General features: G+C 66.1%; 20 protein-coding genes. 11 read left to right on the forward strand and 9 right to left on the reverse strand.

What is annotated here, in order from left to right:
- Positions 1–67 precede the first annotated feature (67 nt).
- Positions 68–868, forward strand: a complete 801-nt coding sequence (locus QHC78_RS12250; protein WP_319744825.1) for a DUF2243 domain-containing protein — start codon at positions 68–70, stop codon at positions 866–868.
- On the opposite strand, the gene QHC78_RS12255 is transcribed toward QHC78_RS12250, so the two are convergent.
- A complete protein-coding gene (locus QHC78_RS12255) occupies positions 858–3,014 on the reverse strand; it encodes a TonB-dependent receptor domain-containing protein (RefSeq protein WP_319744827.1) in 2,157 nt (718 codons plus the stop codon). The genes QHC78_RS12250 and QHC78_RS12255 overlap by 11 nt on opposite strands.
- On the opposite strand from QHC78_RS12255, the gene QHC78_RS12260 reads away from it, so the two are divergent.
- From QHC78_RS12260 to QHC78_RS12270, 3 genes are read left to right on the forward strand one after another with little or no spacing between them, the layout of a single operon-like run.
- Complete coding sequence (locus tag QHC78_RS12260) at positions 3,013–3,150, forward strand: hypothetical protein (RefSeq protein WP_319744829.1); 138 nt, start codon at positions 3,013–3,015, stop codon at positions 3,148–3,150. The genes QHC78_RS12255 and QHC78_RS12260 overlap by 2 nt on opposite strands.
- A 32-nt stretch (positions 3,151–3,182) precedes the next feature.
- Complete coding sequence (locus QHC78_RS12265; protein WP_319744831.1) at positions 3,183–3,941, forward strand: response regulator transcription factor; 759 nt, start codon at positions 3,183–3,185, stop codon at positions 3,939–3,941.
- Positions 3,938–5,338, forward strand: coding sequence for an ATP-binding protein (locus QHC78_RS12270; RefSeq protein WP_319744833.1), 1,401 nt, complete (start codon positions 3,938–3,940; stop codon positions 5,336–5,338). The genes QHC78_RS12265 and QHC78_RS12270 overlap by 4 nt, the downstream gene beginning before the upstream one ends.
- A 22-nt stretch (positions 5,339–5,360) precedes the next feature.
- Here the strand turns inward: QHC78_RS12270 and QHC78_RS12275 are convergent, their stop codons facing one another.
- A complete protein-coding gene (locus tag QHC78_RS12275; RefSeq protein WP_319744835.1) occupies positions 5,361–6,197 on the reverse strand; it encodes an NAD(P)-dependent oxidoreductase in 837 nt (278 codons plus the stop codon).
- A 123-nt stretch (positions 6,198–6,320) separates the two neighbouring features.
- Between QHC78_RS12275 and QHC78_RS12280 the strand changes: the two genes are divergently transcribed.
- The 3 genes from QHC78_RS12280 to QHC78_RS12290 all read left to right on the forward strand — a co-directional run bounded on the left by QHC78_RS12280 (position 6,321) and on the right by QHC78_RS12290 (position 8,545).
- Complete coding sequence (locus QHC78_RS12280) at positions 6,321–6,818, forward strand: acyl-CoA thioesterase (RefSeq protein WP_319744837.1); 498 nt, start codon at positions 6,321–6,323, stop codon at positions 6,816–6,818.
- Between the two features lie 29 nt (positions 6,819–6,847).
- Positions 6,848–7,873 carry an aldo/keto reductase gene (locus tag QHC78_RS12285; protein ID WP_413816449.1) on the forward strand — a complete coding sequence of 342 codons (1,026 nt, stop codon included), beginning with the start codon at positions 6,848–6,850 and terminating at the stop codon, positions 7,871–7,873.
- Positions 7,874–7,987: 114 nt separating this feature from the next.
- Complete coding sequence (locus QHC78_RS12290; RefSeq protein WP_319744840.1) at positions 7,988–8,545, forward strand: hypothetical protein; 558 nt, start codon at positions 7,988–7,990, stop codon at positions 8,543–8,545.
- A gap of 30 nt (positions 8,546–8,575) precedes the next feature.
- On the opposite strand, the gene QHC78_RS12295 is transcribed toward QHC78_RS12290, so the two are convergent.
- Entirely contained in the window at positions 8,576–9,787 is a 1,212-nt protein-coding gene (locus tag QHC78_RS12295) for a 3-hydroxybenzoate 6-monooxygenase (RefSeq protein WP_319744842.1), read from the reverse strand.
- A gap of 149 nt (positions 9,788–9,936) precedes the next feature.
- On the opposite strand from QHC78_RS12295, the gene QHC78_RS12300 reads away from it, so the two are divergent.
- Positions 9,937–10,896: a LysR family transcriptional regulator gene (locus QHC78_RS12300; RefSeq protein WP_319744844.1), complete on the forward strand. Its 960-nt coding sequence runs from the start codon at positions 9,937–9,939 to the stop codon at positions 10,894–10,896.
- Here the strand turns inward: QHC78_RS12300 and QHC78_RS12305 are convergent.
- The gene (locus tag QHC78_RS12305) at positions 10,850–11,191 is read right to left on the reverse strand and encodes a 2Fe-2S iron-sulfur cluster-binding protein (protein WP_413816450.1); all 342 of its coding nucleotides are present in this window, start codon (positions 11,189–11,191) and stop codon (positions 10,850–10,852) included. The two genes, QHC78_RS12300 and QHC78_RS12305, sit on opposite strands and share 47 nt — an antisense overlap.
- Before the next feature lie 129 nt (positions 11,192–11,320).
- Here QHC78_RS12305 and QHC78_RS12310 point away from each other — a divergent pair, with 129 nt between their 5' ends.
- Positions 11,321–12,973 carry a hybrid sensor histidine kinase/response regulator gene (locus QHC78_RS12310; RefSeq protein ID WP_319744846.1) on the forward strand — a complete coding sequence of 551 codons (1,653 nt, stop codon included), beginning with the start codon at positions 11,321–11,323 and terminating at the stop codon, positions 12,971–12,973.
- Here QHC78_RS12310 and QHC78_RS12315 read toward each other — a convergent pair.
- The gene (locus tag QHC78_RS12315; RefSeq protein WP_319744848.1) at positions 12,970–14,202 is read right to left on the reverse strand and encodes a cystathionine gamma-synthase family protein; all 1,233 of its coding nucleotides are present in this window, start codon (positions 14,200–14,202) and stop codon (positions 12,970–12,972) included. The two genes, QHC78_RS12310 and QHC78_RS12315, sit on opposite strands and share 4 nt — an antisense overlap.
- A gap of 117 nt (positions 14,203–14,319) precedes the next feature.
- On the opposite strand from QHC78_RS12315, the gene QHC78_RS12320 reads away from it, so the two are divergent.
- Positions 14,320–16,269 carry a BCCT family transporter gene (locus QHC78_RS12320; RefSeq protein WP_319744850.1) on the forward strand — a complete coding sequence of 650 codons (1,950 nt, stop codon included), beginning with the start codon at positions 14,320–14,322 and terminating at the stop codon, positions 16,267–16,269.
- Between the two features lie 9 nt (positions 16,270–16,278).
- Here QHC78_RS12320 and QHC78_RS12325 read toward each other — a convergent pair whose 3' ends face one another.
- From QHC78_RS12325 to QHC78_RS12340, 4 genes are all read right to left on the reverse strand, one after another.
- The gene (locus tag QHC78_RS12325) at positions 16,279–16,920 is read right to left on the reverse strand and encodes a glutathione S-transferase family protein (protein ID WP_319744852.1); all 642 of its coding nucleotides are present in this window, start codon (positions 16,918–16,920) and stop codon (positions 16,279–16,281) included.
- Complete coding sequence (locus QHC78_RS12330; RefSeq protein WP_495886036.1) at positions 16,913–18,811, reverse strand: hybrid sensor histidine kinase/response regulator; 1,899 nt, start codon at positions 18,809–18,811, stop codon at positions 16,913–16,915. Before QHC78_RS12330 ends, QHC78_RS12325 begins: the two co-directional genes overlap by 8 nt.
- Positions 18,812–18,999: 188 nt before the next feature.
- The gene (locus QHC78_RS12335) at positions 19,000–20,202 is read right to left on the reverse strand and encodes an MFS transporter (RefSeq protein ID WP_319744856.1); all 1,203 of its coding nucleotides are present in this window, start codon (positions 20,200–20,202) and stop codon (positions 19,000–19,002) included.
- Positions 20,203–20,277: 75 nt separating this feature from the next.
- Entirely contained in the window at positions 20,278–21,021 is a 744-nt protein-coding gene (locus tag QHC78_RS12340) for a substrate binding domain-containing protein (RefSeq protein WP_319744858.1), read from the reverse strand.
- On the opposite strand from QHC78_RS12340, the gene QHC78_RS12345 reads away from it, so the two are divergent.
- Positions 21,011–21,508, forward strand: a 498-nt coding sequence (locus QHC78_RS12345) for an IS5 family transposase (protein WP_319744860.1), incomplete at its 3' end; no start/stop codon positions are given. The genes QHC78_RS12340 and QHC78_RS12345 overlap by 11 nt on opposite strands.

Genomic DNA, 21,508 nt, shown 5'->3' on the forward strand with positions numbered 1-21,508 from the left:
CCGCGCGGCCGGCGCGCGTCCCTGTTCCCGGCAGGGCGCCGGGTGTGGGCCAATACGAGGAGACAGCATGGAAAGCGCAGCCATTTCCAAGGTCGCGTGGACGCCTACCGCCTTGTTCCGCTGGGCGGGCTACCTGTTGGGCTTTGCGCTCGGCGGCTTCTTCGATGGCATCCTGCTGCACCAGATACTGCAGTGGCACCATTTGTTCAGCGGTATCGAGACGGCGCCCTGGCTGGACCTGCGTATGCAAGTCATGGCAGATGGCCTGTTCCACCTCTTGATGTACGGCATTGCGCTGGCGGGTTTGTGGTGCCTGTGGCGTACGCGGTGGGAGTACGCACAACCCGGCGCTGGCCGCCGGCTCTGGGCCGACGCGTTGATCGGCTTCGGGGTATGGCATGTGATCGACGCCGTGCTGTCCCATTGGCTGCTGGGACTGCACCGCATCCGGATGGATAGCGCCAGCCCCTTGCTCTGGGATCTGGTGTGGTTCGCGGTGTTCGGCCTGGGCTTTATTGCGCTCGGTTGGTGGCTGTCGCGCCGTGGCGGGACTTCCGGCACGGGCCGGGCCGGTGCGGCCGCGCTCTTTGGTGCCGTGGCCATCGCCATGCCGTGGTCCATGCTGCCCGCGCCCGGGCAGAGCGCGGTGCTGGTGCTGTTCCGGCCCGGCGTGTCGGCGCCGCAGGCCATCGCGGCGCTCGAGCGTATCGATGCGGACCTGCTATGGAGCGACGCCTCCGGCCAGTTGTGGGCCGTAAGGCCCGCCGCTGGCCAGCGCGCCTCGCTGCTCTACCGCCATGGCGCGCTGTGGGTGGGCGGTTCGCTGCTGCCCGCGGGTTGCCTGGGCTGGCTCCAGGTCAGAACTTGACGTTCATCCCCACCCACAGGCGGCGGCCGTCGATGTATTGGTTGGCTGTTTCGTAGTCCAGCCGCTTGTCGCCCAGGTTGTAGATCGCAGCGTGCAGCGTGACGGTCTTGTTCACCTGGTACGAACCGCCTACATCGACCTGGACGTATCCCGGCGAAATGGTGGGTACGGCGCTGGTACGGTTCAGGCGCATCTGCTTGTCGTAGGCCCATACGCGTGCCCAGCCGGTCAGGGCGTGGCGGGGCTTCCATTCCACGGTGCCGCTGAATATCTGCTTGGGCGTACCGGCCAGCTGCAGGCCGGTCTGGCCGTTGATGGGATCGTCGGTAATTTTCGAGCGGATGAAGGTGTAGGTGCCGCGCACCGAGACCGTGTCGGTGATCGCCCATTTCAGGTTGCCTTCCACCCCGCGCATGACGGCCTTGCCGACGTTGACCCGCGAGCGGATGGTGGCGCCGGGATAGTTGGGATCGACTTCCCCGGGCAGCGTGATCTCGGTGGTCTTGTTCTTGAAATCGTTGTTGAACAGGGTCAGCCCGCCCGACAAGCGGCCGCCGTCGCCATAGTGCAGGCCGATTTCCTGGTTGATGCTGGTTTCGGGCTGCAGGTCGGGATTGGAACGGATGACGATGGAGCCGCCGCCGTTGCCCCCGCCCGAAGACAGCGCATAGCCCGGCAGGATATCGCGTGCCGAAGGCGCCTTATAGCCTTTGGAGATACCGCCCTTCAAGGTCCAGTTGTCGTTGAAGTGGTAGACGGCGTAGGCGCGCGGGGTCCACTCGCGGCCGAAGATTTCGTGGTCGTCCAGGCGGATGCCGCCGGTCAACGCGAACTTGTCGGTAATGCTCCACTCGTCCTCGATGAACACGGCCTTCATGACGGTCGACAGCTTGGCGCTGGAGTCGGTCACGGTGCGCCACGAGCTGCCGTTGTTCGGCATGTCCGGATACGGGTTGCCGGTGCCGGGGTCGAAGCAGCCGAAATAGGGATCGGACGGATCGGTGCGTATGCACTCGCGGCCGACATAGTTGGTGGCCGTAAAGGCTTCCTTGCGGTACTGCCCGCCCATCGTAATGAGATGGTTGGCCGCCGGCAGCGTCCATTTGCCGTCCAGCACGGTGTTGCGCAGGACGTTGGGGTCGGCCGGTACCGCGTTGGTTTCGAGATTGAAGTTCCGGCGGTGCGCTTGTTCCTGGTAGAGGCTGATGGTGGAGGTGCCCCAGTCGCCCCAGCGGCCGGTATGGGTGAACGAGACATTTTCGCGTTCGTTCACGCTGCGGGTCGACGCCGTGGTGTCGGTGACCGAGACGCCGCGGTGATACGCGACGTTCTGCCGGCTGCGCCCGAAGTCCAGCACGAAGTCATGGTTGCGGTTTGGGGTAAGCGAGAGGCGGCCGTTCAGGTTGTAGTTTTCCGCCTTGTTGAAGCCATAGACGATTTCGTCTTCGCCGCGGCGGAAGTAGCCGCCGTAGATGGCCAGCCCCAGCATGTCTTCCTTGATCGGCCCGCTCAGGTAGAAGTTCGTCCCGGCCGAGTTGCCGGCTTCGGAGCGCTCTTGCAGCGTGCCCTCTATCTTGGCCGAGCCGCCCCAGCGCGTGGCGACCTTGCGCGTAATGATATTGATGACCCCGCCCATGGCATCGGATCCATACAGCGACGACATGGGGCCGCGGATGATTTCGATGCGGTCGATCGCTTCCAGGGGAGGAATCCATCCCTGCTCAAAGCCCGCGTTGCCGTTGGTGCGGGCTTCGCGGGTATTCTGGCGCTTGCCGTCCACCAGGATCAGCGTATAGGATCCCGGCATCCCGCGGATGCTGATGTCCTGGCCGCCGCCGCCCGCCTGGGCCGCGGCGCCGATCACGCTGACGCCCTCGATGGTGCGCAGCGCGTCCGTCAGGTCCCGGAAGGCGCCTTGCTCGAGCTCCTCGCGGGTCACCACGCTGATGGACGCCGGCGCCTGCTTGATGTCCTGTTCAAATCCCGAAGCGGTTACCACCACGGTATCGAGCGCCTGCGCCGGGGGCTCCGGCTCCTGCGCGGCCACAGGGCCGGAAAGCGCGCCCAGCAGGGCGGCGCATAGACTCGAGAGCGCAAAAGGGTAGCGACGTTGCGCGCGGAGCGGCCGGGGGTAAGCATAGGGCATGGAAGGATTCTCTAGCGAAAAAGCACTGCGCGCCCTGGGCGGCGCACCGACAAAACAAATGAGAATGATTTCCATTGACTATAATGGCCGCACGACCGATTTCCGGCTCCAAGGTTTGGGTCTTTGGATTTTTTGACATTTCTTTAGCTATCTTTAGATAATAGGGGCATGAGTGTGCGGTATGCACGACAGGAAGAGGCCGGTCCGGCCTGGGCCGGCGGCGCGGTGAGCGCAAGCCAGCCGGCCGTGCTGCTGGCCGACGACGACGCCGAACTGACGCAGATGCTGGCGGAGTTCTTTGCCGACGAGCCGTTCGAGCTGCACGTGGCGCCGGACGGCGCCATCGCGGCGGAAATGGTCGACCGGCGCAATTTCGACTTGCTGCTGCTGGACGTCATGCTGCCCCGGCTTTCGGGTTTCGACGTGCTCAGGCAAATCCGCCGGATGTCCAGCATGCCGGTCATCATGATGACGGCGCGTACGGCCCAGGAGGACCGTATCGAAGGATTGCAGTCCGGCGCCGACGACTATGTCTGCAAGCCGTTCAGTCCGGCCGAGCTGTTGGCGCGCATGCACGCCGTCCTGCGCCGCACCTTGTCGCGGCCGTTGCAGCATGAGCCGGGCATCGCCGTCGGCGCGCTGCGCGTGGTGCCTTCCACGCAGCGCGCCTATATGGCGGGCGAGGCGCTGGCGCTGACCTCCGCCGAACTGCGGATACTGGAGATCCTGATGCGCCATGCCGGCACGCCGGTCACCCGCGAGCACCTGACCGAGGCGGCTCTGGGCCGCCAGCTGGAAGCCTATGACCGCAGCCTGGATACCCACGTGAGCAATCTGCGGCGCAAGCTGCGGCAATGCCGCGGTGCGGCCCCCGAAATACGCGGCTTGCGCAACCTGGGGTACATGCTGCTGGCGGGCGGGGCGTGAAATCCCTGTTCCTGCGCATTTTCCTGTCGTTCTGGATCGCCATGGGGCTGATCCTGGCGGGCGGCATGGCCATTACCGGCTCGGTCCTGTCCTACCGCATGAAGGCGCTGTACGAGGTCAACCCCGACCATCTCGCGCGCGAAGCCCGGGAGGCCGCGCGCGCCGGGGGCGAGCCCGCGCTGCGCGCCTGGCTGGCCGGGCTGCGCGACCGGCATCCGGCGCTGGGCGCGTACATCGTCGATGCCGGCAACCGGGAGATCGCGGGACAGAAGCTGTCCATGCTGACGGCCGACCGCTTGCGGGCCTACCGGGCGCGCGACCATTGGCGCGCTACGTTGGGACTGCCGCCGGCCGCCCGTACGCCCATCCCGGCTGCCGATGCGACACCGCCCGAATACCAGCCCTCCTGGTGGAACATCCGCCGGCTGGTCCTGGAGGACGGCCGGCGCCTGGACTTGCTGTTCGATCCCTTTGCGCTGTCGGAGCTGGACGTGCTGGACCAGCCGCACGTGCCCTGGCTCTTGTTGCTGTTCTGCTTTCTGGTAAGCGCGCCCATTTGCTGGCTGCTGGCCCGCACCATCAGTGGGCCGGTCGGGCAACTGCGGGACGGTGTCCGGCGCCTGGCCTCAGGCGACCTGTCGGTGCGCGCGGGCCGGCCGCTGGGCGGGCGCCGCGATGAACTGGGCGTGCTGGCCCGGGATTTCGATGCCATGGCCGGCCGCATCCATGACCTCGTCGCCACCAAGGAACGATTGCTGCGGGACGTTTCCCACGAGTTGCGCTCGCCCCTGGCCCGGCTGCGCGTGGCGCTGGATCTGGCCCGGCGCGGCGGGTCGCGGCTATCGACCCAGCTGGACCGTATCGAACGCGAATGCGAGCGCCTGGATGCCATGATAGGCAAGATCCTGGACGTGGCCCGCTTGCGCGGCCAGCCCGTCCACCACCGGGAGCGGGTACGCCTGGCCGAGCTCATGCGCGAAGTCGTGGACAACGCGCGCTTCGAGGCCCAGGCCAAGGATGTCGCGGTCCGGGTTGCGGGCACCGACGATGCCGTCGTGGAAGTCGAGCGGGCGGCGCTGGCCAGCGCGCTCGATAACGTGCTGCGTAATGCCTTGCGGTTCTCGCCGCCCGGAGGGGAGGTGGACGTCACCCTGTCCCGGCGCGACGGCCGCTATTGCCTGAGCGTGGCCGACCGGGGGCCGGGCGTGCCGCCGGATGCGTTGCCCCATTTGTTCGAGCCCTTTTTCCGCGTCGCCGACGCGCGCGACCGGGAAAGCGGAGGCGCGGGCCTGGGGCTTGCGATTGCCGCCACCGCCGTCCGGCGCCACGGCGGCACGGTGGAGGCTTCCTTGCGCGACGGGGGTGGGCTGGTGGTCCGGCTGTACCTGCCGGCCTAGGATCGGCCGCGGTGCCGGGCGGTCAGCGCAGCAGCTTGTCCAGCGCCTGATCGACGGAAGGAGGCTGGGCGGCGTCTTTGTAGACGTCCAGCCGGCGGTAGAGATCGGCGGCGGCCAGGTGGAAGCCGCCGGGCAGGCCGGCGGCCTGGAAGGTGGCGGCGATCTCTTCCATTTCGCCCACCCAGCGCCAGGCCTTTTCCGCCTTCTGGGCGACTTCCTCGGAGCGCGCGGCGGTCTGCGGCGTCGATCGCTGCCATTCGGCCAGCAAAGCGCCCTCGATCTGTTCGTGCCGGGCCAGGGCGCGTATGCCCGCGAGCAGGGCGGTGGAACCCTTGCTCCACGCCGCATAGCAGATCTTCAATGCCGAGGCGCTGCCGGCCGGGCTGTCCAGTGCCACGGCGTCCAGCGCGCTGCCGTCGAACAGGGCGGCCGTTGCGGCGGCATCGTCGCCGGCGACGTACAGCCTGGTCGAGCCCGGTTTGCGCGGCGGCAGGCCGATGATGCCGCCGTCGACGAAGCGGGCCCCGCCCTCGCGTACCGCTTGCTCGATCTGCTTGGCGGTTGCGGGCGACACCGCATTGGCGTCGACGAATATGCCTTCATAGCGGTGCCCGGCAACTTCGCGCGCCAGTTCCAGCGCATTGTGGGGCGGGCAGACCGAGATGGCGAAATCGGCGCCTCGCAAGGCAGCCTCCAGTGTCCCGGCGTCTTCCAGGCCGGCGGCCTGGGCCCGCTTGAGGGTCGCGGCGCTGCGTCCGGCCGAGCTCCAGCGTACGCGGTGCCCGCGGGAGACCAGGCAGGCCCCCAGGGCGGCGCCCATGGCGCCGGGGTGCAAAAGAGCAATGGTTCGGCTTTGCATGAGAATGATCCTGGACGAATTGAAAGGGGCGGCGGGCCGCCCTGCGTTTCATGTTAACAACGACGGGCGCCGGCCGTCGCGGTGGCTACAATGACGCATGTGTTCCGCCCGCGAAGGTTCGCCATGAACGATTCCCAGCACCAGCTTTCCATGACGATCCTGATGACGCCCGACATGGCCAATTTTTCAGGCAATGTGCATGGCGGCACCATTCTCAAATACCTAGACCAGGTGGCCTACGCTTGCGCCAGCCGGTATGCCGGCCGCTACGTGGTAACGCTTTCGGTCGATCAGGTCGTATTCCGCCAGCCCATCCATGTGGGGGAGCTGGTGACCTTCTATGCCTCGGTCAACTATACCGGCCGCACGTCCATGGAAATCGGCATCAAGGTGGTTGCCGAGGATATCCGCAACAAGCTGGTGCGGCATGCCAACAGCTGCTATTTCACGATGGTGGCGGTCGATGACGACGGTGTGCCGGTGCCCGTGCCGCCGCTCCAGCCTCAGACCGAGGAAGAGCGCCAGCGCTTCGAGGCCGCGCAATTGCGGCGCGAGCTGCGGCAGGAAATGGAGCGCCGGCACCAGGGAATCAAGGTGAAGACCGGCGCCCAGCAGGGCTGAGCATCGCCGGCGCCGCCGGGCGGCCACCCATGCCGGGTATTTTGCCGGCGGACGGGAATCTCCTACTATTTTCGATCCCGTCCCACTTACTCGCGAGGCAGCCCATGACTTATCGATCGCTCGGCACCACTGGCCTGCAGGTATTCCCTATCACCTTCGGCGGCAACGTTTTCGGCTGGACGCTGGACGAGACCGCGTCGTTCCGCATTCTCGATGCGCTGGCCGACCGCGGGATGAACTTCATCGATACCGCGGACGCCTATTCGCGCTGGGTGCCCGGCAACCAGGGCGGCGAGTCCGAAACCATCATCGGCAACTGGTTCAAGCGGACGGGCAAGCGCGATCGGGTCATTCTCGCGACCAAGGTCGGCAAGGCCGCGCTCGGCAGTCCGGGAGGCCTCTCGGCTGCCTATATCGAAAAGGCGGTCGAGGGATCGCTGCGGCGCCTGCAGACCGACTATATCGACCTCTACCAGGCCCACGACGACGATACCGGTACGCCACTGGAAGAAAGCCTGGCCGCATTCGACAAACTGGTCCGGGCCGGCAAGGTCAGGGCCATAGGCGCATCGAACTATACGGCTGCCCGGTTCCAGGAGGCCCTGGACGTGAGCCGGGCCAACGGGCTTGCGGCGTACGCGACGCTGCAGCCCGAATACAACCTGGTCGAGCGCAAGGCCTTCGAGACCGAATTGGCGCCGGTGGTGCTGAAGAACCAGGTAGCGGTCATTAATTACTACGCATTGGCCAGCGGTTTCCTGAGCGGCAAGTACCGCACCGCCGCGGATCTGGAAGGCAAGGCTCGTGGCGCGCGGGTGGGCGGCTACTTGAACGAGCGGGGCTTGCGGATCCTGGATGCACTGGACCAGGTGGCGGCGCAATGCCGTTCGACGCCGGCGGCCGTGGCCCTGGCCTGGCTGCTGTACCAGCCTGCGGTGACCGCGCCGATCGCCAGCGCGACCTCCGAGGCGCAGCTCGATTCGCTGCAGGCGGCCGCGAGCCTGAAGCTCGAGCCCGAGGCCTTGGACCGGTTGACCCGGGCAAGCGCCTACTGAGCAGCCCGGGGCAGCGCCCCTGGGGGCGAACCCGGCCGCGCGTTTGTCATTGTTTGCGATTGGCCGCATCGCTTCCCCGTAGACTCGCCGGGGTTGTCTGTTGCGTGCCTACTCATGACGGATCTTGCCGGCCAACGGCCGCCACTGTTTTCGACGAGTCCGCTGTGCGACCTGGGCCTGTTGATCAGGGAAGCGGTGGACGCTTTTTGCATTACGCAAGAGGGGTACGTCCGCCATATCGAGGCCGACGTGCCCGCCCATCCGGTACTTGTCTGTGGCCGCGCGCACGACGTCGCGGCGCTGCTGCAGGCGGCGATCGCCTGTGTCGCCGAGCGGCCCGGGATCCACCGGCGCGTGGTCGTGCGTGCGCGATGGGAGATGGGGCGGGCGGAATTGTTCGTCGGCCACGGCAATGGCTTTGGCGCGGCCCCGTCCCTGCCGCTCACGCTCGAGGACCTGCCGGCCTCGCCGGGGGCCGGGGAAGGTGTGCCGCCTGGCGGCGGCGCGCAACGCATCGTGCCGCTGCTGGAAGCCCTGGGGGCCTCCTTTGTGCTCGGCCACGACCCGGTCCTGGACATCTATGCGCTGTCCATCGTGTTCCCGGGCTTGTCGGGCAAGCCGCTCCACCGGCCCGCACCCGCTGCGTTCAGGGAAAGCCCGGTCGCGCCCTAGCCGCGGCGGCGGCGCCCGCCCTGCGCGCCCTTACGCCTGCCGGGAGGCCAGGTTCAGGCAGTTCTCCACGCGCCAGCCGTACAGCCATTGGACGGCGTCGTAGTACTGCTCCTGCTGCCGCCCGGCCCACAGTGAATTGCGCACCAGCCGTTCGACGCCCTTGGCATGGTAGAGCGTGCCCATCAAACGGGTGGACAGCACGACGCGCGCGGTCCGCGTAATACGCGAGTCCTCGTAGAGGCGGAACGCGGCTTCCAGATCGCCGCCGGCATGGCGCAGCGCCGCCCCCAGCGTCGCCGCATCCTCCAGCGCCATGCAGGCTCCCTGGGCCAGGTATTGCGTCATCGGATGGGCGGCATCGCCCAGCACGGTCGCGCGGCCCTGGCCCCATCGCGGCTGCGGGTCGCGATCGGCCGTGGCCCAGCGCTTCCACGAGGTCGGGCGGTGCAGCATCTGATGCGGACGCGGGTGGATGCCTTCGAAGTAGGACAGCACTTCCTCCTTGCTGCCTTCCCGGACCCCCCAGACCTCCGGCTCGCGGCTGTGGAAAGTCACCACCAGGTTGTACTGTTGCCCGCCGCGCAGCGGATAGTGCACGAGATGGCAATTCGGGCCGGCCCAGACTACCGGGGCATTGATCTTCAGATCGCCGGGCATGTCGGCTTCGTCGACCACCGCGCGGTAGACCACATGTCCGATTACCCGGGCTTCGTCGCCGATCAGCGTGTCGCGGATGACCGACTTGACTCCGTCGGCGCCGATCACGACGTCGGCCGTGTGACGGTTGCCTTGCTCGTCCACCACCGTCGCATGGCCATCGCCCAGTTCCAGCGCCTGCACCCGGGTCGAGGTCCGGAACCGGATCAGCGGATGGAGCTGGACCGCCTCGAGGATGGACAGGTGGATGTCGGCGCGATGAATGACGGCATAAGGGTTGCCGAATCGTTGGCGGAACGCGTCCCCGACCTCGAAGCCGCCCACCTCCGTGGCGTCTACGGCGTCCATCATGATCAGGCGTTCGGTGAAGACGGCGCGCCGCCGCGCGGCCTCGCCCACCCCTAGCGCGTCCAGGGCCGCGAACGCGTTCGGGCCGAGCTGGATGCCGGCGCCGATCTCGCCTATGGTGGGGCTTTGCTCCAGCAGCTCGACCGAGACGCCTTCCTTGGCCAGCGCCAGCGCCGCCGCCAGGCCACCGATGCCGCCGCCGACCACGATGGCCGTTGCTTGGGTTCTATGGGTCATGATGTCTCCTGGTGTCGCCCTTGCCCGGCATAGCTACGCACGGCAAGGGCGGGGAAAAGTCGCGCCATCTTAGCTAGGGGCCTGGCTTGACTCCATGGAGCGGCATCGATAGTCTGAATCGATATTTTCGATATGAAAGGGCAGGCGGATTGGAGAATATCGATACGAAGCTGTTGCGAGTCTTTGACGAAATCCGCCGTACCGGCAGCGTGTCGCTGGCCGCCGAACGCATGGGCATGAGCCAGTCCACCATGAGTTTCTTCCTGGCCAAGCTGCGCGAAGTATTCGGCGATCCGCTGTTCGTGCGCACGACTTCCGGCATGGAGCCGACGGCCCGGGCGCTGGAACTCGAAAGCCGGGTGGCGGCAGCGCTCGCATCGATGCAGGCGCTGCTGGAGCCGCCCACTTTCGTGCCCGAGGCCTCAAACCGCACCTTCCGGCTTTGCATGACCGACATCAGCCACATCGTGCTGCTGCCCCGCATCGTAAACTGGCTGCGCGAGGTCGCGCCGTCGGTACGCGTGGAAATCCTCCGTATCGCGCCCGATACGCCTGCGCGCATGGAAAGCGGCGAAGCCGATCTTTCCATCGGCTTCATGCCGCAGCTGGAAGCCGGCTTCTATCGCCAGCGGCTGTTCGAGCAGGATTTCGTCTGCGTCGCAGGAGCGCGCCACCCGCGCGTGCGCAAAACCTTCACGCGCGCCGATTTCGTCCGCGAAGGCCATATCGACGTCTCGCCGTCTACCACCAGCCAACTGATCGTGGAGCAGGCGATACGGCGCGCCGGCCTGGCGCGCCAAGTCGTTCTGCGCCTGCCCAGCTACCTGGGGCTGGCGGCGGTGATCGCACAAACCGACCTGGTGGCGACCGTACCGCGGCTATTGGGTGAAATCGTGGCGCGGCAGGAAGACCTGCGCCTATACGCGCCGCCCGTTTCTATCGAGCATTACGCCGTCAACCAGTACTGGCATGCGCGTTTCCACCGGGATCCGGGGCATGCCTGGCTGCGCCAGACGCTGGCTGAACTGTTTCTCGAGGGTCAGGCGCCGTCGCCGCGGAACGTCAATCCGTCCCGCCGCCGATCTTCTCGGCGTGCGGGTTCACCATGACGATAGGGGAAGTCGCCACGGCCACGCACGGCAGGATAAAACCCTCTTCCTTCTCGCGCGCGCTGAGTCCCGGCCATTCCACCTGGTAACGGACGCTGCCGTGCTCCATCCTGGAATAGCAGGTGCGGCAGGTGCCGTTGCGGCATAGCGTGGGCAGGCGTATGCCGGCCCGGCGGGCAGCCTGGAACAGGGTTTCGTCGGCCCCCGCGGCAAACGTCCATTGCTGGGGTTCCAGCGTGACGGCGTGGCACAGGGCCGGAGGTCCGGAAGGTGGGGTAGAGGGAGAATCGCTCACGGGCAGAATGCTATCACCGGCCGCCGCGGCGAAGTTTCACAAGGGACATGCCTTGAAACACATGTCATCCGGGGCGCCTGTACACTGCGCCTTCGACGGACAACCAGCGGACCAGGAGCAACTACGCGTATGCAGCCTTGGGATATCGCGTCCTATCGGTTCCGGGGTAAGCGGCGGGTGGACGAGGACGCCACCGCCGAAGCTTTGCGACGTAGCGAGCACCGTTATCGTTTGCTGTTCGAGTCCATCGACCAGGGGTTCTGCGTCGTGCAGATGCTGTTCGAACATGGCAAGCCGATCGATTATCGCTTTCTTGAGACTAATCCCGCGTTCGAAACGCTGACCGGCCTGAAACACGTCCTCGGCAAGCGCATGCGCGAACTGGTGCCCGACCACGAAGATCACTGGTTCCAGATCTACGGCGATGTAGCGCTTACAGGCCAGCCGACGCGCTTCGAGCATTGCGCCGAAGCACAGGGGCGCTGGTTCGACGTCTATGCATTCCGCCTTGGCGACCCCGAAGAGGCGACGGTCGCCATTTTGTTCAGCGACATCACCGAGCGCTACGTGATGGAAGCGCAACGCGAGCAGCTGCTGGAAGCCGAGCGTGCGGCGCGGCGCGATGCCGAAACCGCCACCAGGATGAAGGACGAGTTCCTCGCGACCTTGTCGCACGAACTGCGCACGCCGCTGTCGGTCATCATCGGCTGGAGCCAGCTTTTGCTCAAGCGTTCGGATCCGGCCAACGAGCAGCAGCGCAAGGGCCTGGCCACCATCCTGCAAAGCGCCCGTACCCAGGCGACGCTGATCTCTGACATGCTAGACATGAGCGCCATTTTCCTGGGCAAGGTCAAGCTGGACCTGGAGCCCCTGGATGGGTTCGAGCATGTGGCCCGCGTGGTGCAGTCGAGCGAGCCCTCTATGCAAGGCAAGGGAATACGGCTGGAGTTCCAGCACAGCTTCGAAGTCTGCATGGTGCTGGCGGACCCGACCCGGCTGCAGCAGATTCTCTGGAACCTGCTGTCCAACGCCATTAAATTCACCCCTCCTAACGGACGCATCAGCATTTCCGCGCGCCGCACCGATTCGCAGTTCGAAGTCTCGGTGGCCGACACCGGAGTGGGCATAGAGCCCGACTTCCTGCCCCACCTGTTCGACCGCTTCCGCCAGGCCGACGGCTCCACGTCGCGCCGTCACGGCGGGCTGGGTTTGGGGCTGTCCATCGTCAAGCAGCTCGTCGAGATGCATGGGGGCGAGGTGCGGGCGGAAAGCGAGGGGCTCAATCGCGGCGCCTGTTTCACCATCAGCCTGCCGGTCTACCGCTCGCCGCTCATTGCGACGGAAAGGGGCGAATGGCTGGGCGAAAAGGGTGACCTGTTGCGGGCGGACAGCCTGGCCGGCCAGGTGATCCTGGCCGTGGAAGACCAGCCCGACATGCTGGAATACCTGACCCACCTGCTGCGGGAGTATGGCGCCGAGGTCACCGCCGTGACCTCCGCCTATGCGGCCCTGGAAGAGCTGGCTGAACGCGGGTCCGATTTCTACACCGCGCTGGTCGCCGACATCGGGATGCCCGGCATGGACGGCTACCAGTTGATCGAGGCCATCCGCCGCGGCATGGGCCTGGACGGCAAGAAGCTGCGCGCGGTCGCGGTTACCGCCCTGGCGCGCGAGGGTGACCGGCAGCGGGCGCTGGACAGCGGTTTCCAGGCCCACGTGGTCAAGCCCTACCGCGCGGCGACACTCGTCGCCGCCATACGCGGCGCCGAGGGCCCGGCCTAGACGGCCTCGCAAGCCTGGGCAAAGTCCCCGAGCAAGTCCTCGGGATCCTCGATCCCCACCGAAACGCGGATCAGGGAATCGGCAATGTCCATTTCACGCCGCCGCTCCGGCCCCATTTCCCAATAGATCGTCTGCGCCACCGGGATGGCCAGGGTGCGGGTGTCGCCGAGGTGCGTCGCGGAGACGACGACGCGCAGCAGGTTCTGGAACCGCACAGGGTCGAGCCCGTCCTGCAGTTCGAAGCTGAGCAGGGCGCCGGCGCGCTTGAACAGGGTCTTGGCCCGTTCGTATTGCGGATGGTCGGGCAGGCTCGGGTGGTAGACCCGCTTGACCTTGGGGTGGCCCGCCAATTGCGCGGCCAGTGCCGCGGCGGTCGCGCAGGCGCGTTCCATGCGCAGGCTGAGGGTTTCGGCGCCGGCGGCGATGCGGTGCGCGGCTTCCGAAGCCAGGGTGGCGCCCATGTCGCGCAGGCCTTTCTTCTTGATCTGCTGCAGGCCTTGCATGGCCGGCTTGACGCCCCGGTACGAAGCGCTGATGTTGGGATAGGCGGTCCAGTCGAACAGGCCGGTATCCGTCACCGCGCCGCCCAGCGCATTGCCGTGGCCGCATATGTACTTCGTGAGGGAATTGATGCTGAGGTCGGCCTGGACGGCCTTGGGGCGGAACAGGTAGGGCGAGGTCATGGTGTTGTCCACCACGTACAGCACGCCCTTGGCTTTGCAGAGCGCGCCGATCTCGGCCAGGGCGGCGACCTGGGTGCGCGGGTTGGCGATGGTTTCGACGAAAACCAGGCGGGTATTGGGCCGCAGCGCGCGCTCGACGTTGGCGGCATCCGTGGCATCGACGAAATCGACGTCCACGCCCAGGCCTTTCATGGTCGCGAACAGGCTATTGGTATTGCCGAACAGGAATCCGCTGGAGACGATGTGGTCGCCTTCGCGCAGCAACGTGGTCAGCACGGCGGCGATGGCAGCCATGCCGGTCGCGAACGAGACCGTGCCGATGCCGTCTTCCATGGCGGTGATCTTCGCTTCCAGGGCGGCCGTGGTGGGATTGCCCTGGCGGCCGTACGAATAGCCGGGATTGCGTCCCTGGAACACGTCGACCAGCGTTTGCGCGTCCTCGTAGCCGAACGCGGAGGCGGTATGCATGGGCTTGTGCAGGGCGCCGTGTTCGACGCCGGCGTGCCGGTCGCTATGCAGGATGCGGGTAGTGAAGCCTTGAGTCATGATCGTTGACTATCGTCGATGGTTTGGTTCATTCTAATTGATGGTGCCGGGCCGCTACACTTCGGATGCTGTCCATTCGCGGGACGCCCACCCCCGCCCATCTACAGTGGAGTACCGATGAAAACAACCATCCACCGGCCGGTGTTCTTCACGGCGGCTGCATTCATCCTGGCGATCGTCGCCTGCGCCATCGCGGTGCCGCGCGTCGTGCAGGGCGTATTCGATGCGGTCCAGCAATGGATCATCGCCAACGTCAGCTGGTTCTACATACTGACGGTCGCCATCATCCTGATCTCGGTCGTCGTCGCTGCGCTCAGCCGCTACGGCAATATCAAGCTCGGCCCGGACCATAGCGAGCCGGACTACCGCAACTTCGCCTGGTTCGCGATGCTGTTCTCGGCTGGCATGGGCATAGGGCTGATGTTCTTCGGCGTGGCCGAGCCGGTCATGCACATGATCGCGCCGCCGGTGGGCGAGCCCGGTACGGTGGCGGCGGCGCGCGAGGCGATGAAGATCACCTTCTTCCATTGGGGCCTGCACGCGTGGGCCATCTACGCCGTGGTGGCGCTGATCCTGGCCTATTTCAGCTACCGGCACAATTTGCCGCTGACCCTGAGGTCGGCGCTGTATCCGTTCATAGGCGAGCGCATCCATGGCCCGGTCGGCAATGCCGTGGACATCTTCGCCATCATCAGCACCGTGTTCGGCGTGGCGACCTCGCTGGGCGTGGGCGTGGCGCAGATCAACAGCGGCCTGAATCACCTGTTCGGGCTGGAGGTGAGTACGTTCAACCAGATCGCGCTCATAGTCATCGCATGCGGGTTGGCGACCTTGTCGGTGGCCAGCGGGCTGGACCGCGGCATACGTATCCTGTCCGAGACCAACCTGTTCCTGGCCCTGGTTCTGATGATTTTCGTGCTCATCGTCGGGCCGACCATCTTCCTGTTCCAGAGCTTCCTGCAGAACACCGGCGCCTACTTGTCGGACATCGTGGCCAAGACCTTCAATCTCTACGCCTACAACCCGACCGACTGGATAGGCGGGTGGACGCTGTTCTACTGGGGATGGTGGATCGCCTGGTCGCCTTTCGTGGGCCTGTTCATCGCGCGCATTTCGCGCGGGCGCACCATACGGGAGTTCGTGGCGGGCGTGCTGCTGGTGCCGACCGGCTTCACTTTCATGTGGATGACCGTGTTCGGCGGTTCGGCCATCCATTTGGTCCTGTTCGAGAAGTTCGGTGCCTTGGCCGACACGGTCAAGGCCGACAGCACGCTGGCCCTGTTCGCCTTCCTCGAGCATTACCCCTGGGGCTACGCGCTTTCGCTGGTGGCCATCGCCATGGTGGTGGTGTTCTTCGTGACCTCGGCCGATTCGGGTGCGCTGGTGGTCGACCTGCTGGCCTCCGGCGGCGCCGAGGATTCTCCGGTATGGCAGCGCATCTTCTGGTCGGTGTTGATGGGTGTGGTGGCGATAGCGCTGCTGCTGGCCGATGGCCTGCAGGCGCTGCAAACCGCGACCATCGCCAGCGCGCTGCCGTTCTCGGTGATATTGCTGGTCGCCATCTGGGGACTGTTCAAGGCATTGAAACGCGACGCCACCAAGCGCCGCATCCACTTCCAGTCGCTGGCCTTGTCCCGGGCCGCGGGCGAGAGCGAATCATGGGAGGCCCGGCTGCGCAACATGGTGATGATGCCGCGCCGCTCGCACGTATTGCGGTTCATTGTCGACGTCGTGCGGCCGGCGATGGAGGCCGTCGTGGAAGAACTGCACAAGCTTGGCTACGAAGCCCATGTGCGCGACGGCGAAGAAGGGGAAGTCGTCCTGGAGGTGGTGCACCAGGGCGCCCTGGACTTTTCCTATGCCGTCCGGCCGCATGGCTTCGTGCGGCCCAGCCTGACCGCCGGCGAAGCCAAGAACGAGGAAGGACGCAAGTACTTCCGTGCCGAGGTGCACCTGCGCGAAGGCGGGCAGGACTACGACATCATGGGATGGAGCCGGGACGCGGTCATCGGGGACATTCTCGACCAGTACGAACGGCACCGTCACTTCCTGCACGTGACGGCATAGCATCAGTCTTCAGTCGTCCTCGTCCGCCTTGGCGCTGGCCGCGAGCTGGTCGTCGATCTGCCCGGCGCGCACAGCGGCTGGGCGGCCGGCGAGCCGTGCTACGTAGCGTTCGTAGGCCGGGCGTTTCTCGATGGTGCCGAACATCATGCCCCAGGCCAGCTGCGATCCGACGTAGACGTCGGCGGCCGTGAAGCGGTCGCCCGCCACGTACTCGCTGCCAGCCACCGCCAGTTCGAGGGTATCGAGCGTGGCCGCCAGCGTGCCGTAGCCCACCATGCCTTGGCGCTCCGCCGGAATGTCGACCCCCAGCGCCTGGTTGGTGACCGCGGCCTCCAGCGGGCCCGCGCAGAAGAAGATCCAGCGGTAGTAGGGCCCCCGCAGTTTGCTTTGCGGGGGCGGCGCGAGGCCCGCATCGGGGAAGGCGTCGGCCAGGTAGAGACAAATGGCCGCGGCTTCCGTCACCACAGTGTCCCCATGGCGGACGGCCGGGACCTTGCCCATGGGGTTCACCGCAAGGTAATCCGGGCTTTTCATGGAAGTCCCGAACTCGAGCACCTCGGTCCGGTAGGGCTGTCCGACTTCCTCCAGCATCCATCGCACGATGCGTCCGCGGGACATGGGATGCGTATAGAAAACAAGTTCGTCATTCATGGCTGGATTCCAGGTTGTGCCCGGGCGTGCCGGAGGAGGGCTGGGAAGACGCCGCGGCATCGACGATCTGGCCGAGCTGGGAGATGTCCAGCGGCTTGACCAGGTGCAGGTCGAAGCCGGCCTGCGCAGTCAGTTGCCGATCATGCTCCTGGCCATAGCCGGTCATGGCGATGAACACCGTATCCGCCAGCTGCGGCAGCGCCTTCAGCTCACGCAGGGCGGTAAAGCCGTCCATGGTCGGCATGGCGAGATCGATGAACACGAGGTGGGGCTGGAAGCTTGGCGCCATGCGCAGGGCCGCTTCCCCGTCGTACAGCGGACGCGCCTGATGGCCCTTGAGCTCCAGCAGCATCGCGAGGCTGTCCGCCGAGTCGCGGTTGTCGTCGAGCACGAGGATGCGCTTGCTGGACGCGGCATGGCGGGTAAGCACCGCCGTGGAATCCGACGAGGGCATGGGCTCGGCGAGCGGCAGGCGCACGGTGAACGTGCTGCCCCGCCCGCGGCCGGCGCTGGACGCCGATATGGCGCCGCCGTGCATGCGCACCAGCGAGCGGCACAGCGTCAACCCTATGCCCAGCCCGCTCTCGTTGCGATTCGCTTCCTTGTCCTCCTGGACGAACAGCTGGAAGATGGATTCGAGCGCATGCTCCGGTATGCCTTGACCCTGATCGTGCACTTCGATCAACACCGACCGACTCCGCTTGGTGGCCGTCACGCGTATCCGGGTATCGGGCAAAGAAAACTTGGCTGCGTTGTGCAGCAGATTGTGGACGACCTGCACGAGCCGCGTCATGTCGCCCTTGACGTTGAGCGGTTCGGCGGGCAGGTCGGTCTCGATGCGCTGGCGCCGGGCGTCCGTATAAAAGCGCGATGCTTCGACGCTGCGCTCGATCACAGTACGGATGTCGACCATCGACATGCGCAGTTCGATCTTGCCGGAGGTGATGCGGCCGATATCGAGCAGGTCGTCCACCAGCCGCGAGAGGTGTCCTATCTGGCGGTCGATCATGTCGCGGCAGCGCGCGACCGTGGCGTTGATGGCCGGTTCCAGCTGCAGGATCTCGATGGCGTTGCGCACGGGGGCCAGCGGATTGCGAAGCTCATGCCCCAGCGTGGCGAGGAATTCGCTCATGCGGCGGTTGGCCAGCTCCAGTTCTTCCAGCCGTTTGCGCTCGCTCATGTCGCGCATGATGGTCGCGTAGCCGCGCAGTTGCCTGTCGTCGCCGTAGACCGCGGTGGTGGTTACCGTGGCCCAGAACAGTGTCCCGTCCTTGCGCTGGCGCCAGCCTTCTTCCTCGAAGCGTCCGTCGGCCTGTGCGGTGCGCAGCACGCGCTCCGGCCCGCCTTCGAAGGTCTCGTCGCTGGGATAGAACAGGGAAAAATGCCGGCCGATGATTTCGTCCCGGCGATACCCGGTAATCTGGGACACGCCGGCATTCCAGCTGGTGATCATGCCGTTGCTGTCCAGCAGATAGATCGCGTAGCCTTCGACGCCTTCGAGCAGCAGCCGGAAACGCTCTTCGCTTTGCCGCAGGGCCTCGGTGTGCCGCCGCCGCTCGGTCAAGTCCCGCGTGACCTTGGCGTAGCCCTTGAGCACGCCGCCCTGATCGCGCAGCGCGGTAATGACGACGTTGGCCCAGAACGTGCTGCCGTCCTTGCGTACGCGCCAGCCTTCGTCTTCGAAGCGGCCGTGGAGGGCGGCTTCTTCCAATTCGTACTGGGGCCACTTGCGGGCAACGGCATCGGGTGTGTAGAACACCGAAAAGTGCCGGCCGACGATCTCGGGCGCGGTATAACCCTTGATCTTGGCCGCCCCGGCATTCCAGGTCGCTATGCGCCCTTCCGGGTCCAGCATGAAGATGGCGTAGTCCTTGATGCCGTCGACCAGCATCCGGAAACTGATGTCGGCGTCCTGGGCAAGCCCGCCGGGGGAGGCTCCTCCCAGCGTCGTCCCGGCCAGGAGCCCATTCGTGTCCATGGCGGAGCGATTCACGGGCTGCACCTCGGTCATGCGGAAATTTCGAGTCTAAACACCCCATTAAGGGGCGCCTGTAACAAGGTGAATCGCCTTTGCGGCGTTCAGTCCGCCCGGTGCCTGGGCGGCCGTCTTGGCAGCCAGCGCCAGAATACTGCCGCGGCAGCGAAGCCCAGGGTACCGATCGACGCCACGCCCACCGCCAGCGAGGCCACGGCCGTAATGGCCGACAGCAGCACGGGTCCCAGGCTGTTGCCGAGATCGGCGATCACCCGCCAGATGCCGAGGAACTCGGTGCGGCCCTGGGCAGGCGAGGCATCGGCCCCCAGCGTCATGACGATGCCCGAGCTGATGCCGTTGCCGAATCCCAGCACGAGCGAGACGATGAGGAAAGGTATGACGCCCGAGGTCACGGAGGTCGCCATCAACGCGAGGCCCATCAGCAGTGCCGAGGGCAGCGCCACCCATAGCCGGCCGTAGCGGTCCATGACCGTGCCGGCGGGATAGAACACCGACATGTCGATGGCGGCCACCAGCCCGTAGATGATGGAGGTTGCGGTCGCGGCCAGTCCGAGGTGGTCCGCCCACAGAGGGATCACCACCTGGCGCGAGGCGCGCAGCGCGCTCACCAGCAGGATGCCCAGCCCAAGCGTGAGAAAGACCTTGGCGTGGGTGCGCACGATGTCCTGCACGCGCGGCTTGGCCTGCGGCGTGGCGCTGCGGGCCCCGGATGCCATGTCGGGCGCCAGGTGGGCGATCAGCCCCGCGCCCACCATGGCCGCCACGGCAACCCAGTAGCCACCCTGCAGGCCCACGAAATGAATCAAGGCTGCGCCGGCGAATGGCCCGACGAACACGCCTATGCGGTTGGTGCCGCCCAGCGTCGACAGCGCGCGCGCCCGCATGTGGGACGGTACCGCATCGATCAGATAGGTCTGGCGTGCCAGCAGGAAAACCGAAGCCGCCACGCCCACCAGGAATACGCCCAGTGCCAGCATCCAGGTATGGGTGGCGAAAATGCACAGCAGCAGCGACAGCACGCTCAGTATGGCGGCCCCCACCATGGACCGCCGTTCGCCATAGCGGGACGTGATCAGCGCAGCGGGAATGTTGCTGACCAGCGAACCGATGCCGATCAGCGACACGATCAGCCCGGCCACGGCCACCGAGGCATTCAATTCCCGTGCACTCAGGGCGATGACAGGAAGGATGGCGCCGTTGCCGACTCCGTAGAGTACCGATGGACCGAATGCCGGAATGGCGATTTTCTTGAGGCTGAAGGGGGTATCGGTGCTCGGGGGTGTCATCGGTTGCGGGAAGGATGGGGCCGGCTGGTGCCGGCTAAGGCAATCCCGCAATTGTCGCGCAAATCCGGCAGGGGTTCAGGGGCGGGCGGTCTGGCGGTACTGCGGATCGTTGTACGCGGACTGCAGAAACTCGAGAAACACACGCACGCGCAGCGGCATGTGCTTGCGGTGCGGCATCACGGCGTAGATGCCGACTGTCGGCACAGCGTAGGCGTCCAGCACGGAACTGAGCCGGCCGCTGGCCAGGTCCGCCTCGACCTCCCAGAGGGCGCGCCAGGCCAGCCCCAGGCCGGCGAGCGCCCATTTGTACAGGGTGGTTCCGTCCGAGCAGCGCAGATTGCCGGATACTGGCTGGGTCACCGTCCTCCCGTCTACTTGAAACAGCCAGTGACGCGCCTGCATCGGGCTTTCGCCCTGGAAGCAAAGGCAGTTGTGGTGTTCGAGGTCGGCCGGCTGGCGTGGAACCCCATGGCGCGCGAAATAGTCGGCGCTGCCCACCACGGCCCGGCGGGTGCTGCCCAGCCGCACGGCCACGAGCTGGCTGTCCGGCGGCTCGCCGATGAATATGGCGCAGTCGAAGTTGTCGTCGGCGAGGCTGGCGAAATGGTCGTGCAAATCGAGGGTGACTTCCAGCCCGGGGTGGCGCGCGAGCAGACCGGGAATGAGCGGGGCGATATGGCGGCGGCCGAAGCCTGCCGGCGCGGTCACGCGCAGGTCGCCTTTAGCAGGCCGTTGAAAAAATCCCCCGCCGACGCTGGCCTCGGCCAGTATGATCTGAAACGATCGGCGAACGACGCGGACGAGGACGATGAGAGGCAACCAAGACTTCCAGGGGGCGATGTTCAGCTACATCAGCCTTGAAGAGCGGGTACCGGCGACACACCCGCTGCGCAAGCTGCGCGCCGTGGTCGATGCGCTGCTGGCGGCGATGAACCGCGAGTTCGACGCGGTGTACGCCCGCCGGGGCCGCCCCTCGGTGCCGCCGGAGATGCTGCTCAAGGCCCTGCTGCTGCAGATCCTGTTTTCCATCCGCAGCGAGCGCCAGTTGGTCGAGGCCATCGAGTACAACCTGCTGTACCGCTGGTTCGTGGGATTGAACATCGAGGACAAGGTCTGGGACCACTCTACCTTCAGCGCCAACCGCGAGCGGCTCTTCAATGAAGACCTGGCCCGCGCCTTTTTCGAGCGGGTCAAGCACACCGCCGATTGGGCAAGCTTGAGCAGCGACGAACACTTCAGTGTGGACGGCACGCTGATCGAGGCCTGGGCCTCGCACAAAAGTTTCAAGCGCCGGGACGACGACCAA

It is taken from the genome of Pigmentiphaga sp., assembly GCF_033795525.1.
Classification (GTDB): Bacteria; Pseudomonadota; Gammaproteobacteria; order Burkholderiales; family Burkholderiaceae_B; genus Pigmentiphaga.

Coding starts and splice junctions, on each gene's coding strand:
- QHC78_RS12250 (WP_319744825.1), top strand. CDS start 68: ATGGAAAGCGCAGCCATTTCCAAGGTCGCGTGGACGCCTACCGCCTTG.
- QHC78_RS12260 (WP_319744829.1), top strand. CDS start 3,013: ATGGAAGGATTCTCTAGCGAAAAAGCACTGCGCGCCCTGGGCGGCGCA.
- QHC78_RS12255 (WP_319744827.1), bottom strand. CDS start 3,014: ATGCCCTATGCTTACCCCCGGCCGCTCCGCGCGCAACGTCGCTACCCT.
- QHC78_RS12265 (WP_319744831.1), top strand. CDS start 3,183: ATGAGTGTGCGGTATGCACGACAGGAAGAGGCCGGTCCGGCCTGGGCC.
- QHC78_RS12275 (WP_319744835.1), bottom strand. CDS start 6,197: ATGCAAAGCCGAACCATTGCTCTTTTGCACCCCGGCGCCATGGGCGCC.
- QHC78_RS12280 (WP_319744837.1), top strand. CDS start 6,321: ATGAACGATTCCCAGCACCAGCTTTCCATGACGATCCTGATGACGCCC.
- QHC78_RS12285 (WP_413816449.1), top strand. CDS start 6,848: ATGCCGGGTATTTTGCCGGCGGACGGGAATCTCCTACTATTTTCGATC.
- QHC78_RS12290 (WP_319744840.1), top strand. CDS start 7,988: ATGACGGATCTTGCCGGCCAACGGCCGCCACTGTTTTCGACGAGTCCG.
- QHC78_RS12295 (WP_319744842.1), bottom strand. CDS start 9,787: ATGACCCATAGAACCCAAGCAACGGCCATCGTGGTCGGCGGCGGCATC.
- QHC78_RS12310 (WP_319744846.1), top strand. CDS start 11,321: ATGCAGCCTTGGGATATCGCGTCCTATCGGTTCCGGGGTAAGCGGCGG.
- QHC78_RS12315 (WP_319744848.1), bottom strand. CDS start 14,202: ATGACTCAAGGCTTCACTACCCGCATCCTGCATAGCGACCGGCACGCC.
- QHC78_RS12320 (WP_319744850.1), top strand. CDS start 14,320: ATGAAAACAACCATCCACCGGCCGGTGTTCTTCACGGCGGCTGCATTC.
- QHC78_RS12325 (WP_319744852.1), bottom strand. CDS start 16,920: ATGAATGACGAACTTGTTTTCTATACGCATCCCATGTCCCGCGGACGC.
- QHC78_RS12330 (WP_495886036.1), bottom strand. CDS start 18,811: ATGCTGGTCGACGGCATCAAGGACTACGCCATCTTCATGCTGGACCCG.
- QHC78_RS12335 (WP_319744856.1), bottom strand. CDS start 20,202: ATGACACCCCCGAGCACCGATACCCCCTTCAGCCTCAAGAAAATCGCC.